Below are 15,298 nucleotides of genomic sequence, written 5' to 3'. Positions count from 1 at the left end.
TCGGGAGACCCCAGCCAGGCGGTGGGGGCGGCTCAGCCCGCGGTGTCGAAGTTGATCGCGCTGTACGCGCGCAGCTTGCCCAGCTGGTGCTCGCTCTCCACCTTGCGGATCGTTCCCGAGCGGCCGCGCATCACCAGCGAGTGCGTCACCGCCACCCCGCCGCGGAAGCGCACGCCGCTCATCAGCTCGCCCTGCGTGATGCCCGTCGCGGCGAAGAACACGTCGTCGGAGGTCACCAGATCGTTGGTGGTCAGCACCCTGTCGAGGTCGTGGCCGGCGTCGAGCGCCCTGCGCCGCTCGGCGTCGTCCTGCGGCCAGAGCTTGCCCTGGATGATGCCGCCGAGGCACTTGATCGCGCAGGCCGCGATGACGCCCTCGGGGGTGCCGCCGATGCCGAGCATGAGGTCGACGCCGGTGCCCGCGCGGGCGGCCATGATCGCTCCGGCCACGTCGCCGTCGGGGATGAACTTGATCCGCGCCCCGGTCTCCCTGACCTCCTTGACGATCTGGTCGTGCCTGGGCCTGTCGAGGATGACCACGGTGACGTCGGAGGGAGAGGCGCCCTTCGCCCGCGCCACCGCCTGGATGTTCGTGGCGACGGGCGCGTTGATGTCCACGACGCCCGCGGCCTCGGGCCCCGTGACCAGCTTCTCCATGTAGAAGACCGCCGAGGGGTCGTACATCGACCCCCTGGAGCTCACCGCGATCACCGAGATGGCGTCGGGCATGCCGAGCGCGGTCAGCCTGGTGCCGTCGATCGGGTCGACGGCCACGTCGCAGTCGGCGCCGCTGCCGTCGCCGACGCGCTCGCCGTTGAAGAGCATCGGCGCGTGGTCCTTCTCGCCCTCGCCGATCACCACCACGCCGTTCATCGACACCGTGCTGATGAGCTGGCGCATGGCGTTGACGGCGGCTCCGTCTGCGCCGTTCTTGTCGCCACGGCCGACCCAGCGGGCCGCCGCCATCGCGGCCGCCTCTGTGACCCTGACCAGCTCCAACGCCAAGTTACGATCGGGTGCGTGCTCGCCGGTGGCGAGGGCAGGAGGAACGGACGTCTCGGACATGGTGATGGGCCTCCTCGTGGGACAACTGACTCGATCGTAGTTGCCCCTCCATGCCCGGTCAGCGGAGGATAATGTGCCTGCCATGAGCAGCGATGTGGAACGCCTGGCGACAGGGCGGGGCGCCGCCACCCGCGCGGCCCTGCTCGACGCGGCTCGCGAGGTGTTCGTGGAGAAGGGCTTCGCCGAGTCGGGCGTCACCGACGTCGTCGCGAAGGCGAGGGCCAGCGTCGGCAGCCTCTACCACCACTTCTCCGGCAAGGCCGACCTCTACCTGGCGCTGTTCGAGGAGTTCCAGGCCCGGCAGTCGCAGCGAACCAAGCAGGCGGCGCGCGAGCTGCGCGCCTCGGGCGAGAACGACCCGATGCGCGTGTTCGTCGCCGCGGCCCGTGCCTACCTCGAGGGATCGCTCGAGGAGCGCGAACTGGCCGCGCTGTTCCTGCGCGGCGACGGCCCTCCCGGGTTCGAGGTCATCATGCGCGACAGGCTGCGCACCTGGGCCAAGCTCAACGCGACCCTGTTCGAGGGCGACGAGGCCCTGGTCGTGGTCATCACGGGCGCGCTGGCCGCCGCCGTCTCCCAGGTCGTGCTGTCGGAGGACGGCAGCGCCGCGCGCCGTCTCGCCGACGACGTGCTGGCCATCATCAGCCGGATTCAGCCGGTCACTTCGGCGGGCGGCGCCTCCACCGGGTAACCTCGGCGTTCGTGCGACGGTTCACTCAAGGTTTCTACGGCTACGCGTTCGCCCTGCTGGTCTGCATGGGCCTCGCCGTGATCATTGTGGTGTCCGCGCCCACGGGCAGGGAGGGGCAGCACGTCCCGCGCCTCGACTACACGATCACCGTGGCCAACTACAACAGGTCGGTGCCGCACGAGGTGCGGGCGCCCGCCAAGGATCCGGCCGACTGGATCCCCAACAGCAACAGGATCGCCAAGGGCGCCGACGGCTCGTCGGTCCTGTCGGTCGGCTACGCCACGGCTCCCGACGCCGAGGGCGAGCGCCACCACGCGATGATCGTCCAAGGGTCGGAGAAGCCCGCACCCGCCTTCGCCAGCCGCATCGCCAACACCGACAAGGCCATCGGGACCGTGCAGATCGCGGGAGAGAGCTGGGAGAAGCGCTTCCGCGAGGACAAGAACCAGCGCACGCTGGTCCGCTTCCTTCCCGACGCCACGCTGATGGTCACGGGCACGGCCGACTGGCCCGAACTGACCGCGCTGGCCACCACCCTGAAGCCGCAGCCCAAGCCCACGAGCTGAGCTCCGGCGGCCGGCGCGTCCTCCTGCTGATCGAGAAGGTCGGCGGCGCGCGTCACGCCAGGTCCATCTCCCGCTCTCGGGCTGCTCCTGACCGATCGTCCTTCCGCGCCGCCACGATGACGAGCGCCCCGGCGATGACCCCGGCGAAGTACGGACTCGGCACCAGAAGGACGCCGCCCAGGGCGCACCACGCCGCGAGGCCCCAGCCGATCCCGGCGGGCACGGCCACCCCTCGTCCGGCGAGGTGCCACGTCAGGCAACCCAGGAGAATCAGGGGCACGGCGAAACTCCCGGGACCGGCCCAGAAGGTGACGCTGTTCCGGAAGGACTCCACCGTCTCGGCACCGTCCGCGAGCATGAGCGGGACGGCTGCCCACACCCCCCGATCCACCCAGCCGGTGATGCTCTCCCAGGCGGTGAGCGCCAGCAAGGACAGGTGCCCCACTCCCAGCACGAGCATGATCCCGCTCGCCCAGCGGAGCAGCCGCTTTCTGGACTTCATCGTGACTTCCCTTCTTCGTACGCCGCCTCCGCCTGGTTGCGGGGGCGCCAGGCTCGTTCCCAGCGCCGGGTCAGGGCTGGGTGGACGAGATGAGCTATCAAAAAGGCCACTTCACGGGTCAGCCGGTGATCGGGCGTCGGGAGGTTGCGGGCCCGGCTCCCAGCGAAGTCACCGGTGAGTTCCTGGACGCGCCACAGCTGCTCGGCGTGGGTGGCCTCTGCCAGTCGCGGCACGGCTCGGCCTCTCCGATCTATACGGTGTCGTACATTTCATTTGTACGGTAACGTACAAATGAACCGCCCAGCAATGGAGGTGGCCCGATTCCCGCTGTGGCCCGCACGACACGAGCTCGCTGGATCGAGGAGGGCCTCGAAGCCCTCGCCCAGGGAGGACCCGACGCCGTCCGCGTCGAGACGCTCGCCGCCAGACTCGGCGTGACGAAGGGCGGGTTCTACGGATACTTCGACGGCCGTCCCGCGTTGCTCGCCGAGATGCTCGACGAGTGGGAACGCCGCTGCACCAGGGAGATCATCGCCCAGGTCGACGCTGAGGGCGGCGACGCCGTCGAGAGGATCAGGCGCGCCGGCCAGCTGAGCTTCTCAGAAGGCTTCCACCGGATCGATCTCGCGGTACGGGCCTGGGCCCGCCACGACCAGTCCGTCGCGGAGCGCCTGCGGCGTATCGACAACGAGCGCATGGAGTTCCTGCGCAGGATGTTCGGCACCTTCATCACCGACCCCGACGAGATCGAGGCACGTAGCACCCTGGCGTTCGCGCTCGCGATCGGCCGCCACTTCATCGTCGTGGACCATCCCGGGTACACCAGGCGCGAAGCCGTCCACCTTGCCGGAGAGCACCTCTTGCGCCCGCCGCGCTGAACGCCCGATTCGCGCCTCATCGCCGTCGGCCGGCCGGGCCCCTCGTGGTCGCCCGCCATGACCGGCTCGGCGGCTCCGTCGTGCGCCCCCGGCGAGCGTCGTTCTCGGGCTCGAAGCCGCGCGCGGCCGGCCACGTGAGGATCACAGCAGGCGCAGCAGGTCGTCCAGGCCCGACTTGATCTGCTCGGCGCTCATGCCGCGCTCGGCCTGCTGGTACCCGATCAGGCAGGCGCTCAGCGGCGCGAGCAGGGCGTCGGCGAGGAAGCGGGCGTCGGCCCCCGGCCTCGCCTCGGCCAGCAGCGTGGCCAGGTGTGTGTGGTGGACCATGTAGGGGCCGCTGAACCTCGCCTTGGACGAGCCCATCTCCAGCAGCACGAACAGTTCCTGCTGGGCCACCTTCCTGTCGACCAGCGCGTGGAGGAAGGCGCGGATCCGCTCGGCGGGCGGAGCGCCGGGGCCGATCGGCGGCGGCCCCGTCATGAACGCCTCCTGGAGCGCCCGCTCGCCCGCGTCGATGAGCGCGTAGATCAGCCCCGATCTGTCGCCGAAACGCCGGTAGACGGTGCCGACGCCGACGTTCGCCTCGCGGGCCACCTCGTCGAGGGAGAGGTTCGCGGCGCCGTTGGCCTCGACCATCCTGGTCGCGACCTCGATGATCTTCTGGCGGTTGCGCGCGGCGTCCGCCCGTTCGGCAGGAGGCTGGCCCGCGATCGGCAGTTCACGCGTCATCGCTGCATCATAGTGCTTGTAACCGGAGACATCTCCGGTTATCCTCCGATCCGGAGACATTTCCACTTAGAGGAGAGGCTGGCCATGCCGTCCGAGTTCAACGAGAAGGTCATCGAGGAGTTCCGCGCCAACGGCGGCAAGGTGGGCGGATACTTCGAGGGCTCCAACCTGCTTCTGCTGACGACGACCGGCGCCAAGAGCGGCAACCGCGTCACGACGCCGGTGATGTACCTGCCCGACGGCGACCGCCTGGTGATCATCGCGTCGAACGCGGGCGCGGACAACCACCCCGCCTGGTATCACAACCTGCTGGCCAACCCCGATGCGACGGTGGAGGTCGGCACCGAGTCCTTCGAGGCCAAGCCCGAGCACATCGAGGGCGAGGAGCGCGACCGCCTCTACGCGGCCATGGTCGCCGTCGCCCCCGGCTTCGCCGAGTACGAGGCCAAGACCAGCCGCCGCATCCCCGTGGTGGCGCTCACCAGGGTGGCCTAGAAGGGCGCGTCGTCGTCCTGCTGGCCGGGCTCGGCCCTGCGGGCCATGGCGGCGGCCAGCTTCACCCTGGCACCCTGCAGCCACTCCTCGCAGATCGCCGCGAGCTTCTCGCCCCGCTCCCACAGCTCGATGGACTGCTCCAGGGTGAGCCCGCCGGTCTCCAGCCTGCGCACCACCTCGGTCAGCTCCTCGCGGGCCTGCTCGTACGACGGCGTCTCATTCTTAGCCACCGCACCACCCTAGGGCGCGCACCCGACAGATTCGTCCGCACACCGCCGCTGACCGCCCCCGAGCGCTCCACCCGCCATCTCGTACCGTCCCCGTCTCGTGCGGCGACGCCCACCATCTCGTACGGCAAGCCGCCCACGCGCCTCCGCGGTCACGGGGTGCCGTCCGCCGAAGGCGCGCCGCCCAGCAGGACTCCGGTGACCCGCCGTCACGGCGCCCACCACCCCCCGAACACCTCGACGGGCTCTCGACGGGCTTCAGCCGCCTGCTCGAACCCCGTCCCCTTCGGACCCCGGCCCATGGACCCTGGCCACCTCGGCTCCGGCCTCGCGCGCCTTGGCGACCTCGGCATCCCGTGCTCTGGCACCTCGGAGGCTGGCACCCCGGATCGGCGCGTCAGCCTTCGACGGCTCGGGTTCGCAGGCTCGGTATGGGTGTCGACGGCCGAGGATGGGTGGGTCAGGGCTCGGCAGGTTGGTCCGGGTTGACCGTCACGGGGAGTCTGCCGTCGGGGAGTCTGATCGTGAGCTGGTCGCCTGGCGAGACGTCCCGCGCCAGCCGTACGACATCGCCCGACGGATGCTGCACGATCGCGTAGCCGCGCTCCAGCGTCGCCGCGGGAGACAGGGCGACCAGCCGGGCCCGCAGGTGGACGAGATCGTCCTCCGCGCGGTCGAGGGAGCCGCCCATGACCCTTCTGGTGCGCTCCCTCAAGGCGTCGACCTGCTCGGCCCGCCGTTCGAGCTCCCTGACGGGATCGGCCAGCGACGGACGGGAGCGGACCGAGGTGAGCCAGGCCAGCTCCCTGTCGAGCCACCCGCCCATCACCCGCCGCCCCCTGTCGCGCAGCTGCTTGACGAGCGTGAGCTGCTCGCCGACGTCGGGGACGACCTTCTTGGCCGCGTCGGTCGGCGTGGAGGCCCGGACGTCGGCCACCAGGTCGAGCAGCGGGCTGTCCTGCTCGTGCCCGATGGCACTGACGACCGGGGTGCGACAGGCCGAGACCGCGCGGACCAGCGACTCGTCGGAGAAGGGCAGCAGGTCCTCGAGCGAGCCGCCGCCGCGCGCGATGACGATGACGTCGACCTCGGTGTCGGCGTCGAGCTTGCGCAGCGACTCGGTGACCTCGCCGACCGCGTAGGGGCCCTGGACGGCCACCTGCTCCACCTTGAACCTGACGGCCGGCCACCGCCGACGGGAGTTCTCCAGGACGTCGCGCTCGGCGGCGGAGTCGCGCCCGCAGATCAGGCCGATCGTGCCGGGCAGGAAGGGCAGGCGGCGCTTGCGGTCGGCGCTGAACACGCCCTCCGCCGCGAGCACCTGCCGCAGCCGTTCGAGACGGGCCAGCAGCTCGCCCACCCCGACGGGGCGGATCTCCAACGCGGTGAAGGCGAACGAGCCCCTGTTGACCCAGAAGTCGGGCTTGACGTTGACCACGACACGCGCCCCGTCGGCGGGACGGGGCACGGCGGCCTCGTAGACCCCGCGCGGGCAGGTGACTCTGGCCGAGACGTTGGCGACAGGGTCGCGCAGGGTCATGAAGACCGTACCGCCACGCGCCGTCAGCTCGGTGATCTGGCCTTCCACCCACACCGTGCCGAGCTTGCCGATCCAGCCCGCGACCATCTGCAGGACGGTGCGGACCGGTAGGGGCTGTTCCGGTGTGGTCTTCGCGCTCATGGAAGGAAGGCTAGAGGGCGCGACCGACTATTCGGCGGCGTCGAGCTTGGTGAGGCGGTTCTCGTACATCCGCACGACCTCCGCGCGGGCGCTGGTGGCCCTCTCGAAAGCGAGCATGTCCTGGATCTGCGCCGCGGACTTGCCGCGCATCCTGGCCCGCAGCGAGGCCACGGTGAGGTCGGCGTATCCGGGCAGCGGCTCGATCAGCTCGCGCTCCTTGGCCGCCGCGGCGGACTCGGCCTCCTCGGCGACCGCCGCAGTGGCCTTGGCCGCCTTGGCCAGCCCCGCCTCGGCCTCGACCTTGGGCTCGCTCGCGGGCTCGGCCTCGAGCTTCGCCCTGGAACCGGCCTTGGACTCGGGCTCGGCGGTGGTGGAGGTCTGCTTGGCGGCCTTCGTGCTCTTCGCGGGCTTGGCGGCCTTGGCCGCCGGCGCGGCCTCGGACTCCGCCTCGACCTCGGCCTTGGGCTCGGTCGTGGCCTCGGGCTGGGCGGTCGCGGGGGCCTGCTTGGCGGCCTTCGCGCTCTTCGCGGGCTTGGCGGCCTTGGTGGTCGCGGTGGCCTTGGCAGGCTTGGGGGTCTTGGCAGGCGCCTCGGCGACGGCTTCGGCCACCGCGTCGGCCACGGTGTCGGCCACGGCCTCGGCGGGCGGCGCGGCCACGGTCTCCACGGCGACGGCGGGCTTGGCCTCACTCTCGGCGGGGGCGGCGGACGCGGGCTCGGCCGTGACGGCGGACGCGAGCTTGGCCTTGGAGTCGGTGGAAGCGGCAGTGGCCGGCTTCGTCTTGGGCTCGGCCGAAGCGGCGGAGGTCTTGGCCTTGGGCTCGGCCGGAGCGGCGGGCGCGGGGTTGGTCGTGGACTCCGTCGAAGTCGAAGCCGAAGTCGAGGCCGAAGCCGCGGGCTTGGCCTTGCTCTGGGTCTGAACGACGGGCGAGGGCTCCGTCTCGGCCGAGGTCGAGGGAGAAGCCGACGACGAGGGTGAGGCGGGGGCCGCGGGGGTGGGCGCGGACGTTTCGGGCGTGGTGGTGCTGTCAGCCGGGGTGGCGGGCTCGGGCTTGGCGGCCGAGCCGTTCGCGCTGCCGTCCCTGGAGGGCGTGAAGATGACAGGCTCGGGCTTCGCGGGCTGCTCGGCGGCCGGCTTGTCCTGGCGGGGCGCGAAGATGACAGGCTCCCTGCGAGCCGGCTTCTTCTCCTCCTCCACCTCGGCCGTGGCCGCCGTCTTCTCGGTGGCGGAGGAGCGCTCGCTCTCCTCTTCCTCCTCGTTCCTGCCCGCCAGCCCCTTGACGGCGTTCTTCACCCGGTCGGCGAACAGAAGGGCCTGACCTGCGGCGCTGAGCGTCGTCTGGATGACGAAGAGCGGCACCTCCTTCGCCTTCTCCTTGAGCTCTTCACGATTGGTGACGGTTTTAGCGATGTTGCGGACAACGTCACTGAGAGACATGCCGGGCTCCCTGGGAGGTCAGTATTGGACGGCCAGTCTGGCAAACGCCCGTATCGGCGGGCACGGGCGGGCCGGGTGGCCTCTCCACGTAGCATAGGAACATGGAGCCAAAGACCCCCGCCCGACGTGTACTCGTAGCCAAACCGCGAGGCTACTGTGCTGGAGTGGATCGTGCAGTCGAGGCGGTCGAGAAGGCCCTCGAGCAGTACGGCGCGCCGATCTACGTGCGCAAGCAGATCGTGCACAACACCCACGTCGTCAGGACGCTGGAGGAGCGTGGCGCCATCTTCGTCGAGGAGACCGCCGAGGTTCCCGAGGGCGAGATCGTGGTGTTCTCCGCTCACGGCGTCTCCCCGATGGTCCACGCGGAGGCCGGTCAGCGGCAGCTGCGCACGATCGACGCCACCTGCCCGCTCGTCACCAAGGTGCACAACGAGGCCAAGCGCTTCGCCAACCAGGACTACGACATCCTGCTCATCGGTCACGAAGGGCACGAGGAGGTCGAGGGCACCGCGGGTGAGGCTCCCGACCACATCCAGCTCGTCGACGGCCTCGACTCGGTCGACAGGATCCAGGTGAAGGACCCGAGCAAGCTGGTGTGGCTCTCCCAGACGACGCTCTCGGTCGACGAGACCATCGAGACCGTCACCAAGCTCAAGGAGCGCTTCCCCACGCTGCTCGACCCGCCGAGCGACGACATCTGCTACGCGACCCAGAACCGCCAGGTCGCGGTGAAGGAGATCGCGGCGCAGTCGCAGCTGGTCATCGTGGTCGGCTCGGAGAACTCCTCCAACTCCAAGCGTCTGGTCGAGGTCGCCAAGGGCTTCGGCGCCGCCTCCTACCTCGTCGACAACGCCTCCTTCGTCAAGGACGAGTGGCTCGAAGGCGTCACCACGGTCGGCGTCACCAGCGGCGCCTCGGTGCCCGAGGAGCTGGTCGACGGCGTGCTGGCCTACCTGGCCGGCCACGGCTTCGCCGACGTCGAGGAGGTCGAGTCGGTCAAGGAGAGCATGCGCTTCGCCCTGCCGCACGAGCTGCGCAAGGACCTTCGCGCGAACTAGCCTCCTCACCTCGAAAGCCCTCGTGCCCGAACCGGCCGGGGGCTTTCCCGCTCCTCGGGGCGGTCGGAGGAGCGGCTATTCGTCCGTGACGCGCGGCGTGCCGTACACCTTGGGCTCGAAGTAGCCCTCGGGCTCGGGGGCGAAGGCCTTCTCCTTGCTGGCGCGGGGGCGCGGCACGTCCGCGCCTGCCCGCAGCTCCTCGCGCAGCTCGCGGACGTTGGCGGGCAGCCCGCGCTTCCACGCGACGGCCAGCACCAGCGCCGAGCCGGCGAACAGCCAGGGCGCGCCGGCCGACAGCGAGGTGAACAGGCCGAGCGCGAGCGCCTGCGCGAGCGAGGCGTTGCCGAGCGCGCGGCCCAGCTCGACGATCAGCGTGGCCACGAAGAAGATCATCGGTGGCGTGACCACCAGCGACAGCAGTTCGCGCGGGTTGACCAGCGTGACGCCGACCAGGCACGAGCCGATGAAGGCGAGCCCCACGAGGATCGGCATGTCGAGCAGCGCGGCCAGCACGTAGCCGGCCAAGGTGCCGATGAGGACGAGCGCGATGGCTCCGCGGGCTGTCAGCCTGACGGCCGAACGCCTGCCTTTGTCACTCATGAGCCCGCCCCCCTTACCAGCGACCTGCCGCCATCGTGCGTCAGGACAGGTCGCCAGCCAACTTACCGTTCGCGTGAGATATCAGAGACGAGGTTTCCAGCAGTTCGGGGGAGGCGAGGGGCCGCGGCAGGTGCTCGAGCATGTCGGGGGGGTCGAGCTCACCGTCCACGACGCCCAGATCGTGCAGTTTGCGCGCCGTGACCAGCACCCTGCTCTCCAGGGAGCCGACCGTCTTGTTGTAGGACTCGACGGCCCTGGTGAGCGCCTTGCCGAGCGACTCGACGTTGCGCCCGAGCGACGACAGCCGCTCGTAGAGCTCCTTGCCCAGCTCGAAGACGGCGCGGGCGTTCTCGCTGAGCGCCGCCTGCTGCCAGGCGTAGTGCGCCGTGCGCAGCATGGTGATCAGCGTGGTGGGGGTGGCGATGTGCACGCGCTTGTGCAGCGCGTACTCCAGGAGTGAGGGGTCGCGCTCCAGCGCCGGCGCGAGGAAGGCCTCGCCGGGGATGAACAGCACCACGAACTCGGGCGAGGGGTTGAAGGACTGCCAGTAGGCCTTCGCGGCCAGGCGGTCGACGTGCTCGCGGACGTGCCTGGCGTGGGCGTCGAGCCTTACCGAGGCCAGCGACTCGTCGCCGGTCTCCGCGGCCTCCAGGTAGGCGGCGAGGGAGACCTTGGAGTCGACGACGATGTTCTTCCCGCCGGTCAGCCGTACGACCATGTCGGGACGGTGGGGGCCCTCGACGACCTGCTCGTCGAAGTCGCAGAAGCGCTGCATCCCGGCGATCTCGGCGACCCTGCGCAGCTGGAGCTCGCCCCACCGGCCTCTGGCCTCCGGCCGCTGCAGCGCCCGCACCAGCGCCGTGGTCTGGGAGCGCAGCTGGTCGTTGCTCTGCCTGACGTACTCCATCTGCTGCGTCAGCTCGGCGCGGGCGGCCCTGTGCCCCGACTCGGTGTCGCGCAGCTGGCTCTCGACCCGTGCCAGCAGGTCCTTCAACGGCTCGACCAGGTGCTCGACGGCCTGCCTGCGCTGGTCGAGGTCGCCGGTCGCCTCCGCCCTGCTGGCGGACATGCGGGTCTCGGCCAGCTCGAGGAAGCGGATGTTGTTGACGTCGAGGGCGCGCGTCGACAGCGACTGGAAGCGCTCGGCCAGCTGCTCCTCGACGTAGACGAGCTTGTCGGCGGCGGCCTTGGCACGGGCGTCGGCCTCGGCCACGCGTACGGCGGCGCGGGTCCTGGCCAGGAGGAAGCCGACCGCGATTCCGAGTGCGAGGCCGATGAGGAGCGAGACGACATCCATTGTCCGCATCATTCCAGGGGGTCGTGGTCAAGGTCGTCCCGACACGCCTGCCGCATTCCGCTTGTGCGCGACGTCAACGTCACTCAGAGTACCCGTATGGTCACCGGTCGGAAGATGATGGTCGCGCTAGCCGCCACGGTCGTCGTCGCGGCGCTCGTCGTCGCCGCCGCGGGAGCGGTCATCGCCGCCCGCGGGCGCGACACGGGACAGAGCGCCACCGCCGGCTCGCCCACGCAGCGCACGCTGGTCTGGGCGCCGGGCGCGTGCGTGAGCAGGAACGGGTCGAGGTTCGACCTGACCGCGTGCAACGGCGGTCACGCCGAGGTGCTGGCCCTGGCCGCCGACCCGCCAGGCCTCGACGGCTGCCCCGCCGACACCGACGAGATCGTCCGCGTGGGCAAGGGCAGGACCGCCTGCCTGCAGTACTTCCTCGACCCGCACCCCGGCCGCCCCGGCGGTGGCGGCGGCGTCCCGCGCGCGGGCGACTGTCTCGGCCGCGACGGCCGCGAGGTGCCCTGCTCCACCAAGGGCTGGTACGGCAGAGCGGTGGCGATCGTCTCCCGCATGGACGCCTGCCCCTCGGGAACGCTCGACGCGCTGGCGATGGACGACAGCGTCGCCTGCCTGGGATCGGAGGGCCAGGTGCCGGTCGAGGGCGCGTGCGTGAGCTCGAAGGTGGCGCGGGTGTCGTGCGACTCCAGGCTGGCCTGGGCGAGGGTGACGGCCTTCGGGAAGTCGGGCGCCGACTGCCCCGAGGGCTCCGACCGTTACGTCACGGCACGAGGCGCATATCGGCCCGTGACCTGCCTGCACCTTCTGAGCAAGTAAACTCGGGCCACGTGAGCCTCAGTATCGGCATCGTCGGCCTGCCCAACGTCGGCAAGTCCACCCTCTTCAACGCGCTTACCAAGAGCGCCAACGCTCTCGCGGCCAACTACCCGTTCGCCACGATCGAGCCGAACGTGGGCATCGTGGGCGTGCCCGACGACCGTCTGGCGGTGCTGGCCAAGATCTTCGGCTCGGCCAAGATCCTTCCCGCGAAGGTCGAGTTCGTCGACATCGCGGGCCTGGTGAAGGGCGCCTCCGAAGGTCAGGGCAGGGGCAACCAGTTCCTGGCCAACATCCGCGACACCGACGCGATCTGCCAGGTGATCAGGGTCTTCAGCGACCCCGACGTCACGCACGTCGACGGTGAGATCTCGCCCAGGCGCGACATCGAGACGATCAACACCGAGCTGATCATGGCCGACCTGCAGACGGTCGAGAAGGCCATCCCTCGCCTGCAGAAGGAGGCGCGGACCAACAAGGACAAGAAGGCCGCGCTCGACGCCGCCGAGGCGGCGCTGAGGGTGCTGGAGACCGGCAAGACCATCTTCGAGAGCGGCCTCGACCGGGGCGAGCTGCGCGAGCTGCACCTGCTGACGGCCAAGCCGTTCCTCTATGTCTTCAACCTCGACGCGGACGAGCTCGTCGACACCGCGCTCAGGCAGCAGCTGTCGGAGCTGGTGGCGCCGGCCGAGGCGGTCTTCCTCGACGCCAAGATCGAGTCCGAGCTGGTGGAGCTGTCCGACGAGGAGGCGCTGGAGCTGCTGCAGTCCGTCGGGCAGGAGGAGTCGGGTCTCTCGCAGCTGGCGCGGGTCGGGTTCGAGACGCTCGGGTTGCAGACCTACCTGACGGCGGGTCCCAAGGAGACGCGCGCCTGGACGATCAGCAAGGGCGCGACGGCGCCCGAGGCGGCGGGCGTCATCCACACCGACTTCCAGCGCGGCTTCATCAAGGCGGAGGTCGTCTCCTTCGACGACCTGGTGGAGGTGGGCTCCATCGCCGGCGCCCGCTCGGCGGGCAAGGCCCGCATCGAGGGCAAGGACTACGTCATGCGCGACGGCGACGTCGTGGAGTTCCGCTTCAACGTGTGACCGGGTGGGCCCCGCTGAAAACCCCAGCCCGGCATGACCGGAACGGGTCCGGTACAACCGGGACAGTATGGGGCGTCAACCCCTTCCGGCTCTGGCGCGTCGAATCGTCACGGCGATTGCGCTGACTCGGGAGGACAGGTCATGATCCGTCGCATGCTCAGGAATCGGCGTCCCACCACGCCCTCGCTGGCGAGCATCAGTCTGGAAGAGGAGCTGACCCTGCTCAGGGTGGAGCTGATGTACGGCCTCCGCGTCAACAGGGAGGCCTATCTCCGCAGGAAGATGGAGGAGCGCGAGGAGGTGGTGCGCAGGATGCACCACCGCGACGCCCAGGCCATGCTCGCCGACCTGCGCCGCCGGCTCGACAAGGTGAAGCCGCAGGGCGACGCGCCGAGGGTGATCGATCTGCGAACTCGGCGGCACCTGCGCTCGGTCGACGGGCCTGGCCCGGCCTGAACACCCCCGCTGACCAGGCCAGCTGTCTCCGGGAGGCGCGGCTTATACCAAATGCGTGGGTCGCGACAGTACCTATGCTCTTTGGACAGCAATCTCTGGCCGTCGGGTAATGCGGCCATGCCGTCTGGCCTGGTCAAATGCCAATTCCACAGGAATGGGGCAGGAGTCAGCACTTCGCCCTGTCATGCACACTCGGTTTGCCCCTGCGCGGCGATGCCTGCAGCATGGGCGTGGCTTTCCTGGAACAATTGGCGGGACTCGATAGGGTGACTGCTTCACCACGGATGATGCGACACCGCGCCAGCCGGGGGGATCGGCGCGAGCGGAGGCGTGATGGCTCGTAGGTCAACCGTCCAGCACGATCCTCGGATCGCTGGCGACCCCGAGCTTTCGGCATACCCAGAGTTCGACCAGGCGCCCCCCGGCGCCAGACGCGGCGCCAAGCGCGGCGGGTGGTCGGGCGGCGGCGGACGCTGGCTCGTCTGGACCGGCCGCGCCATTCTCTGGGCGCTTATCGTAGTTATCGTGGTCAATGGGGTTCGTGCACCATTTGAGCGATTTACCGAGTCGGGCGCACCCGCGGCGAATGTGCCCACGGCGACAGGGCAGGCATTTCCCTCCGAGCGCGCCTCCGCGTTCGCGACCCAGTTCGCCAGCATCTACCTCAACATGAAGTCCGAGGAGCTCGACACGCGCAGCAGGCAGCTGGCGCCGTACCTGCAGTCGGACGAGGACCCGCAGTTCGGCTGGGACGGCTACGGGCGCATGTTCGCCGCCAACCTCCAGCCGTTCGGCGTGGAGGTCGTCGACTCCAACAACGGGGTCGTCACGCTGGCCTTCCAGTCGGGCGCCCGCAGGTTCCTGCTGTCGGTGCCGGTCTACTACTCAGGTGGCAGGTTCGTGGTCTCGGGGCGTCCTGCGCTCCTGCCCGCGCCCGCCCCCGCCGACCTGCCGCAGGTGGCCCAGCCCGAGGGCGACGAGGCCGCCGAGGCCGAGCTCCGCCCGCAGCTGCAGGGTTTCTTCAAGGCCTACGCCGACGGCAGCTCCGACCTGTCGCGTTACCTCGTGGCGGGCAAGAGCCTGCCCAGCTTCGGCGGAGCCTTCGCCTTCGTCGAACTCAAGAGCGTCGTGGTGCCTGTGGGGGGTGCCACCAGAGAGATCCAGGCAGTCGTGGTGTGGGGCGTGCCGACCGGCGCGACCCCCTCGGCCACGCCCGGCGCCACCGACCCGAGCGCGGTCGGCGGCCGCCTCGAGCAGGCCTATCGCCTCACTGTCGAGAAGCAGGGCGACAAATGGTACGTCGAAGACATCCGCGGCGCCGGTCGGGCCGTTGGATAGACGCACGACCGCGCTGCTGATCGGTACCCCCGGGAGGACCAGAGTGAAAACAATCATCCTGAACATGATCGAACTTGCGACGCCGTCGCCCGCCCCGACCGGCGTCAACACCGAGGGGCTCGCCGACTTCCTGCGCGCCTTCTTCGCCCCTCTCTTCCTCGTCGTCGTCTCCGTGGTCGCGCTGTTCTTCCTCTTCACGCGTGAGATCACGAGATTCGTACAGTTCCTGATTCTGGCCGTGGCGATCGGCGTGATCTTCTACGTTCCCAACATCATCGAGGTGACGGCCAAGGCGATCGCGGGGGCGCTCGGCATCAAATGAGCACCTCTCCCTGTCGGTAACGGGAGGGTTGAGACCGC

Annotated in this window: 18 protein-coding genes; 10 read left to right on the top strand and 8 right to left on the bottom strand. The window is 70.0% G+C overall.

The window, feature by feature from the left end:
• Positions 1 to 32: 32 nt before the first annotated feature.
• Positions 33 to 1,064 (bottom strand): class II fructose-bisphosphatase, encoded by a 1,032-nt coding sequence (gene glpX, locus ABFX50_RS09825; protein ID WP_183655405.1) that lies wholly within the window; start codon positions 1,062 to 1,064, stop codon positions 33 to 35.
• An 82-nt stretch (positions 1,065 to 1,146) separates the two neighbouring features.
• Here glpX and ABFX50_RS09820 point away from each other — a divergent pair, with 82 nt between their 5' ends.
• The gene (locus ABFX50_RS09820; RefSeq protein WP_183655408.1) at positions 1,147 to 1,755 is read left to right on the top strand and encodes a TetR/AcrR family transcriptional regulator; all 609 of its coding nucleotides are present in this window, start codon (positions 1,147 to 1,149) and stop codon (positions 1,753 to 1,755) included.
• An 11-nt stretch (positions 1,756 to 1,766) separates the two neighbouring features.
• Positions 1,767 to 2,321, top strand: coding sequence for a DUF4245 domain-containing protein (locus ABFX50_RS09815; protein ID WP_183655410.1), 555 nt, complete (start codon positions 1,767 to 1,769; stop codon positions 2,319 to 2,321).
• Positions 2,322 to 2,373: 52 nt separating this feature from the next.
• On the opposite strand, the gene ABFX50_RS09810 is transcribed toward ABFX50_RS09815, so the two are convergent.
• On the bottom strand, positions 2,374 to 2,823 hold the full coding sequence (locus tag ABFX50_RS09810) for a DUF6463 family protein (RefSeq protein ID WP_346145192.1): 450 nt from the start codon (positions 2,821 to 2,823) through the stop codon (positions 2,374 to 2,376).
• Positions 2,824 to 3,152: 329 nt separating this feature from the next.
• On the opposite strand from ABFX50_RS09810, the gene ABFX50_RS09805 reads away from it, so the two are divergent.
• Positions 3,153 to 3,701 (top strand): TetR/AcrR family transcriptional regulator, encoded by a 549-nt coding sequence (locus ABFX50_RS09805; RefSeq protein ID WP_346145190.1) that lies wholly within the window; start codon positions 3,153 to 3,155, stop codon positions 3,699 to 3,701.
• Between the two features lie 141 nt (positions 3,702 to 3,842).
• Here ABFX50_RS09805 and ABFX50_RS09800 read toward each other — a convergent pair whose 3' ends face one another.
• Positions 3,843 to 4,430, bottom strand: a complete 588-nt coding sequence (locus tag ABFX50_RS09800; RefSeq protein ID WP_346145188.1) for a TetR/AcrR family transcriptional regulator — start codon at positions 4,428 to 4,430, stop codon at positions 3,843 to 3,845.
• 84 nt (positions 4,431 to 4,514) lie between these two features.
• Here ABFX50_RS09800 and ABFX50_RS09795 point away from each other — a divergent pair, with 84 nt between their 5' ends.
• On the top strand, positions 4,515 to 4,925 hold the full coding sequence (locus tag ABFX50_RS09795) for a nitroreductase family deazaflavin-dependent oxidoreductase (RefSeq protein ID WP_346145187.1): 411 nt from the start codon (positions 4,515 to 4,517) through the stop codon (positions 4,923 to 4,925).
• Here the strand turns inward: ABFX50_RS09795 and ABFX50_RS09790 are convergent.
• The 3 genes from ABFX50_RS09790 to ABFX50_RS09780 all read right to left on the bottom strand — a co-directional run bounded on the left by ABFX50_RS09790 (position 4,922) and on the right by ABFX50_RS09780 (position 8,270).
• Complete coding sequence (locus tag ABFX50_RS09790) at positions 4,922 to 5,155, bottom strand: exodeoxyribonuclease VII small subunit (RefSeq protein ID WP_183655422.1); 234 nt, start codon at positions 5,153 to 5,155, stop codon at positions 4,922 to 4,924. The genes ABFX50_RS09795 and ABFX50_RS09790 overlap by 4 nt on opposite strands.
• A gap of 457 nt (positions 5,156 to 5,612) precedes the next feature.
• Positions 5,613 to 6,833: an exodeoxyribonuclease VII large subunit gene (xseA, locus tag ABFX50_RS09785; RefSeq protein WP_346145184.1), complete on the bottom strand. Its 1,221-nt coding sequence runs from the start codon at positions 6,831 to 6,833 to the stop codon at positions 5,613 to 5,615.
• A gap of 27 nt (positions 6,834 to 6,860) precedes the next feature.
• Positions 6,861 to 8,270 carry a hypothetical protein gene (locus tag ABFX50_RS09780; RefSeq protein WP_346145182.1) on the bottom strand — a complete coding sequence of 470 codons (1,410 nt, stop codon included), beginning with the start codon at positions 8,268 to 8,270 and terminating at the stop codon, positions 6,861 to 6,863.
• A gap of 101 nt (positions 8,271 to 8,371) precedes the next feature.
• Here ABFX50_RS09780 and ABFX50_RS09775 point away from each other — a divergent pair, with 101 nt between their 5' ends.
• Positions 8,372 to 9,331: a 4-hydroxy-3-methylbut-2-enyl diphosphate reductase gene (locus ABFX50_RS09775; RefSeq protein ID WP_346145180.1), complete on the top strand. Its 960-nt coding sequence runs from the start codon at positions 8,372 to 8,374 to the stop codon at positions 9,329 to 9,331.
• 75 nt (positions 9,332 to 9,406) lie between these two features.
• On the opposite strand, the gene ABFX50_RS09770 is transcribed toward ABFX50_RS09775, so the two are convergent.
• Entirely contained in the window at positions 9,407 to 9,931 is a 525-nt protein-coding gene (locus ABFX50_RS09770; RefSeq protein ID WP_183655430.1) for a DUF6542 domain-containing protein, read from the bottom strand.
• A gap of 40 nt (positions 9,932 to 9,971) precedes the next feature.
• A complete protein-coding gene (locus ABFX50_RS09765; RefSeq protein WP_183655432.1) occupies positions 9,972 to 11,228 on the bottom strand; it encodes a DNA recombination protein RmuC in 1,257 nt (418 codons plus the stop codon).
• A gap of 96 nt (positions 11,229 to 11,324) precedes the next feature.
• Between ABFX50_RS09765 and ABFX50_RS09760 the strand changes: the two genes are divergently transcribed.
• From ABFX50_RS09760 to ABFX50_RS09740, 5 genes are all read left to right on the top strand, one after another.
• Positions 11,325 to 12,056, top strand: coding sequence for a hypothetical protein (locus ABFX50_RS09760; RefSeq protein ID WP_346145178.1), 732 nt, complete (start codon positions 11,325 to 11,327; stop codon positions 12,054 to 12,056).
• A gap of 11 nt (positions 12,057 to 12,067) precedes the next feature.
• On the top strand, positions 12,068 to 13,144 hold the full coding sequence (gene ychF / locus ABFX50_RS09755) for a redox-regulated ATPase YchF (protein ID WP_183655436.1): 1,077 nt from the start codon (positions 12,068 to 12,070) through the stop codon (positions 13,142 to 13,144).
• Between the two features lie 153 nt (positions 13,145 to 13,297).
• The gene (locus ABFX50_RS09750) at positions 13,298 to 13,600 is read left to right on the top strand and encodes a hypothetical protein (protein WP_346145175.1); all 303 of its coding nucleotides are present in this window, start codon (positions 13,298 to 13,300) and stop codon (positions 13,598 to 13,600) included.
• Between the two features lie 588 nt (positions 13,601 to 14,188).
• Positions 14,189 to 14,938: a conjugal transfer protein gene (locus ABFX50_RS09745; RefSeq protein ID WP_346145173.1), complete on the top strand. Its 750-nt coding sequence runs from the start codon at positions 14,189 to 14,191 to the stop codon at positions 14,936 to 14,938.
• Positions 14,939 to 15,002: 64 nt separating this feature from the next.
• On the top strand, positions 15,003 to 15,260 hold the full coding sequence (locus ABFX50_RS09740) for a hypothetical protein (protein WP_183655442.1): 258 nt from the start codon (positions 15,003 to 15,005) through the stop codon (positions 15,258 to 15,260).
• Positions 15,261 to 15,298: the final 38 nt, after the last annotated feature.

Origin of the sequence: Nonomuraea recticatena, from assembly GCF_039533245.1 — a bacterium.
Classification (GTDB): Bacteria; Actinomycetota; Actinomycetes; order Streptosporangiales; family Streptosporangiaceae; genus Nonomuraea; species Nonomuraea roseola.
The sequence above is the reverse complement of the archived record's forward strand: the minus strand, read 5'-3'. Positions and strand labels throughout refer to the sequence as shown.

Bases quoted from the DNA above. Each gene is read 5' to 3' on its own strand.
- xseA (WP_346145184.1), bottom strand. From the start codon at position 6,833: ATGAGCGCGAAGACCACACCGGAACAGCCCCTACCGGTCCGCACCGTC.
- ABFX50_RS09800 (WP_346145188.1), bottom strand. From the start codon at position 4,430: ATGACGCGTGAACTGCCGATCGCGGGCCAGCCTCCTGCCGAACGGGCG.
- ABFX50_RS09775 (WP_346145180.1), top strand. From the start codon at position 8,372: ATGGAGCCAAAGACCCCCGCCCGACGTGTACTCGTAGCCAAACCGCGA.
- ABFX50_RS09795 (WP_346145187.1), top strand. From the start codon at position 4,515: ATGCCGTCCGAGTTCAACGAGAAGGTCATCGAGGAGTTCCGCGCCAAC.
- ABFX50_RS09750 (WP_346145175.1), top strand. From the start codon at position 13,298: ATGCTCAGGAATCGGCGTCCCACCACGCCCTCGCTGGCGAGCATCAGT.
- ABFX50_RS09780 (WP_346145182.1), bottom strand. From the start codon at position 8,270: ATGTCTCTCAGTGACGTTGTCCGCAACATCGCTAAAACCGTCACCAAT.
- ABFX50_RS09760 (WP_346145178.1), top strand. From the start codon at position 11,325: ATGGTCACCGGTCGGAAGATGATGGTCGCGCTAGCCGCCACGGTCGTC.
- ABFX50_RS09820 (WP_183655408.1), top strand. From the start codon at position 1,147: ATGAGCAGCGATGTGGAACGCCTGGCGACAGGGCGGGGCGCCGCCACC.
- ABFX50_RS09765 (WP_183655432.1), bottom strand. From the start codon at position 11,228: ATGGATGTCGTCTCGCTCCTCATCGGCCTCGCACTCGGAATCGCGGTC.
- ABFX50_RS09740 (WP_183655442.1), top strand. From the start codon at position 15,003: ATGATCGAACTTGCGACGCCGTCGCCCGCCCCGACCGGCGTCAACACC.
- glpX (WP_183655405.1), bottom strand. From the start codon at position 1,064: ATGTCCGAGACGTCCGTTCCTCCTGCCCTCGCCACCGGCGAGCACGCA.
- ABFX50_RS09770 (WP_183655430.1), bottom strand. From the start codon at position 9,931: ATGAGTGACAAAGGCAGGCGTTCGGCCGTCAGGCTGACAGCCCGCGGA.
- ABFX50_RS09810 (WP_346145192.1), bottom strand. From the start codon at position 2,823: ATGAAGTCCAGAAAGCGGCTGCTCCGCTGGGCGAGCGGGATCATGCTC.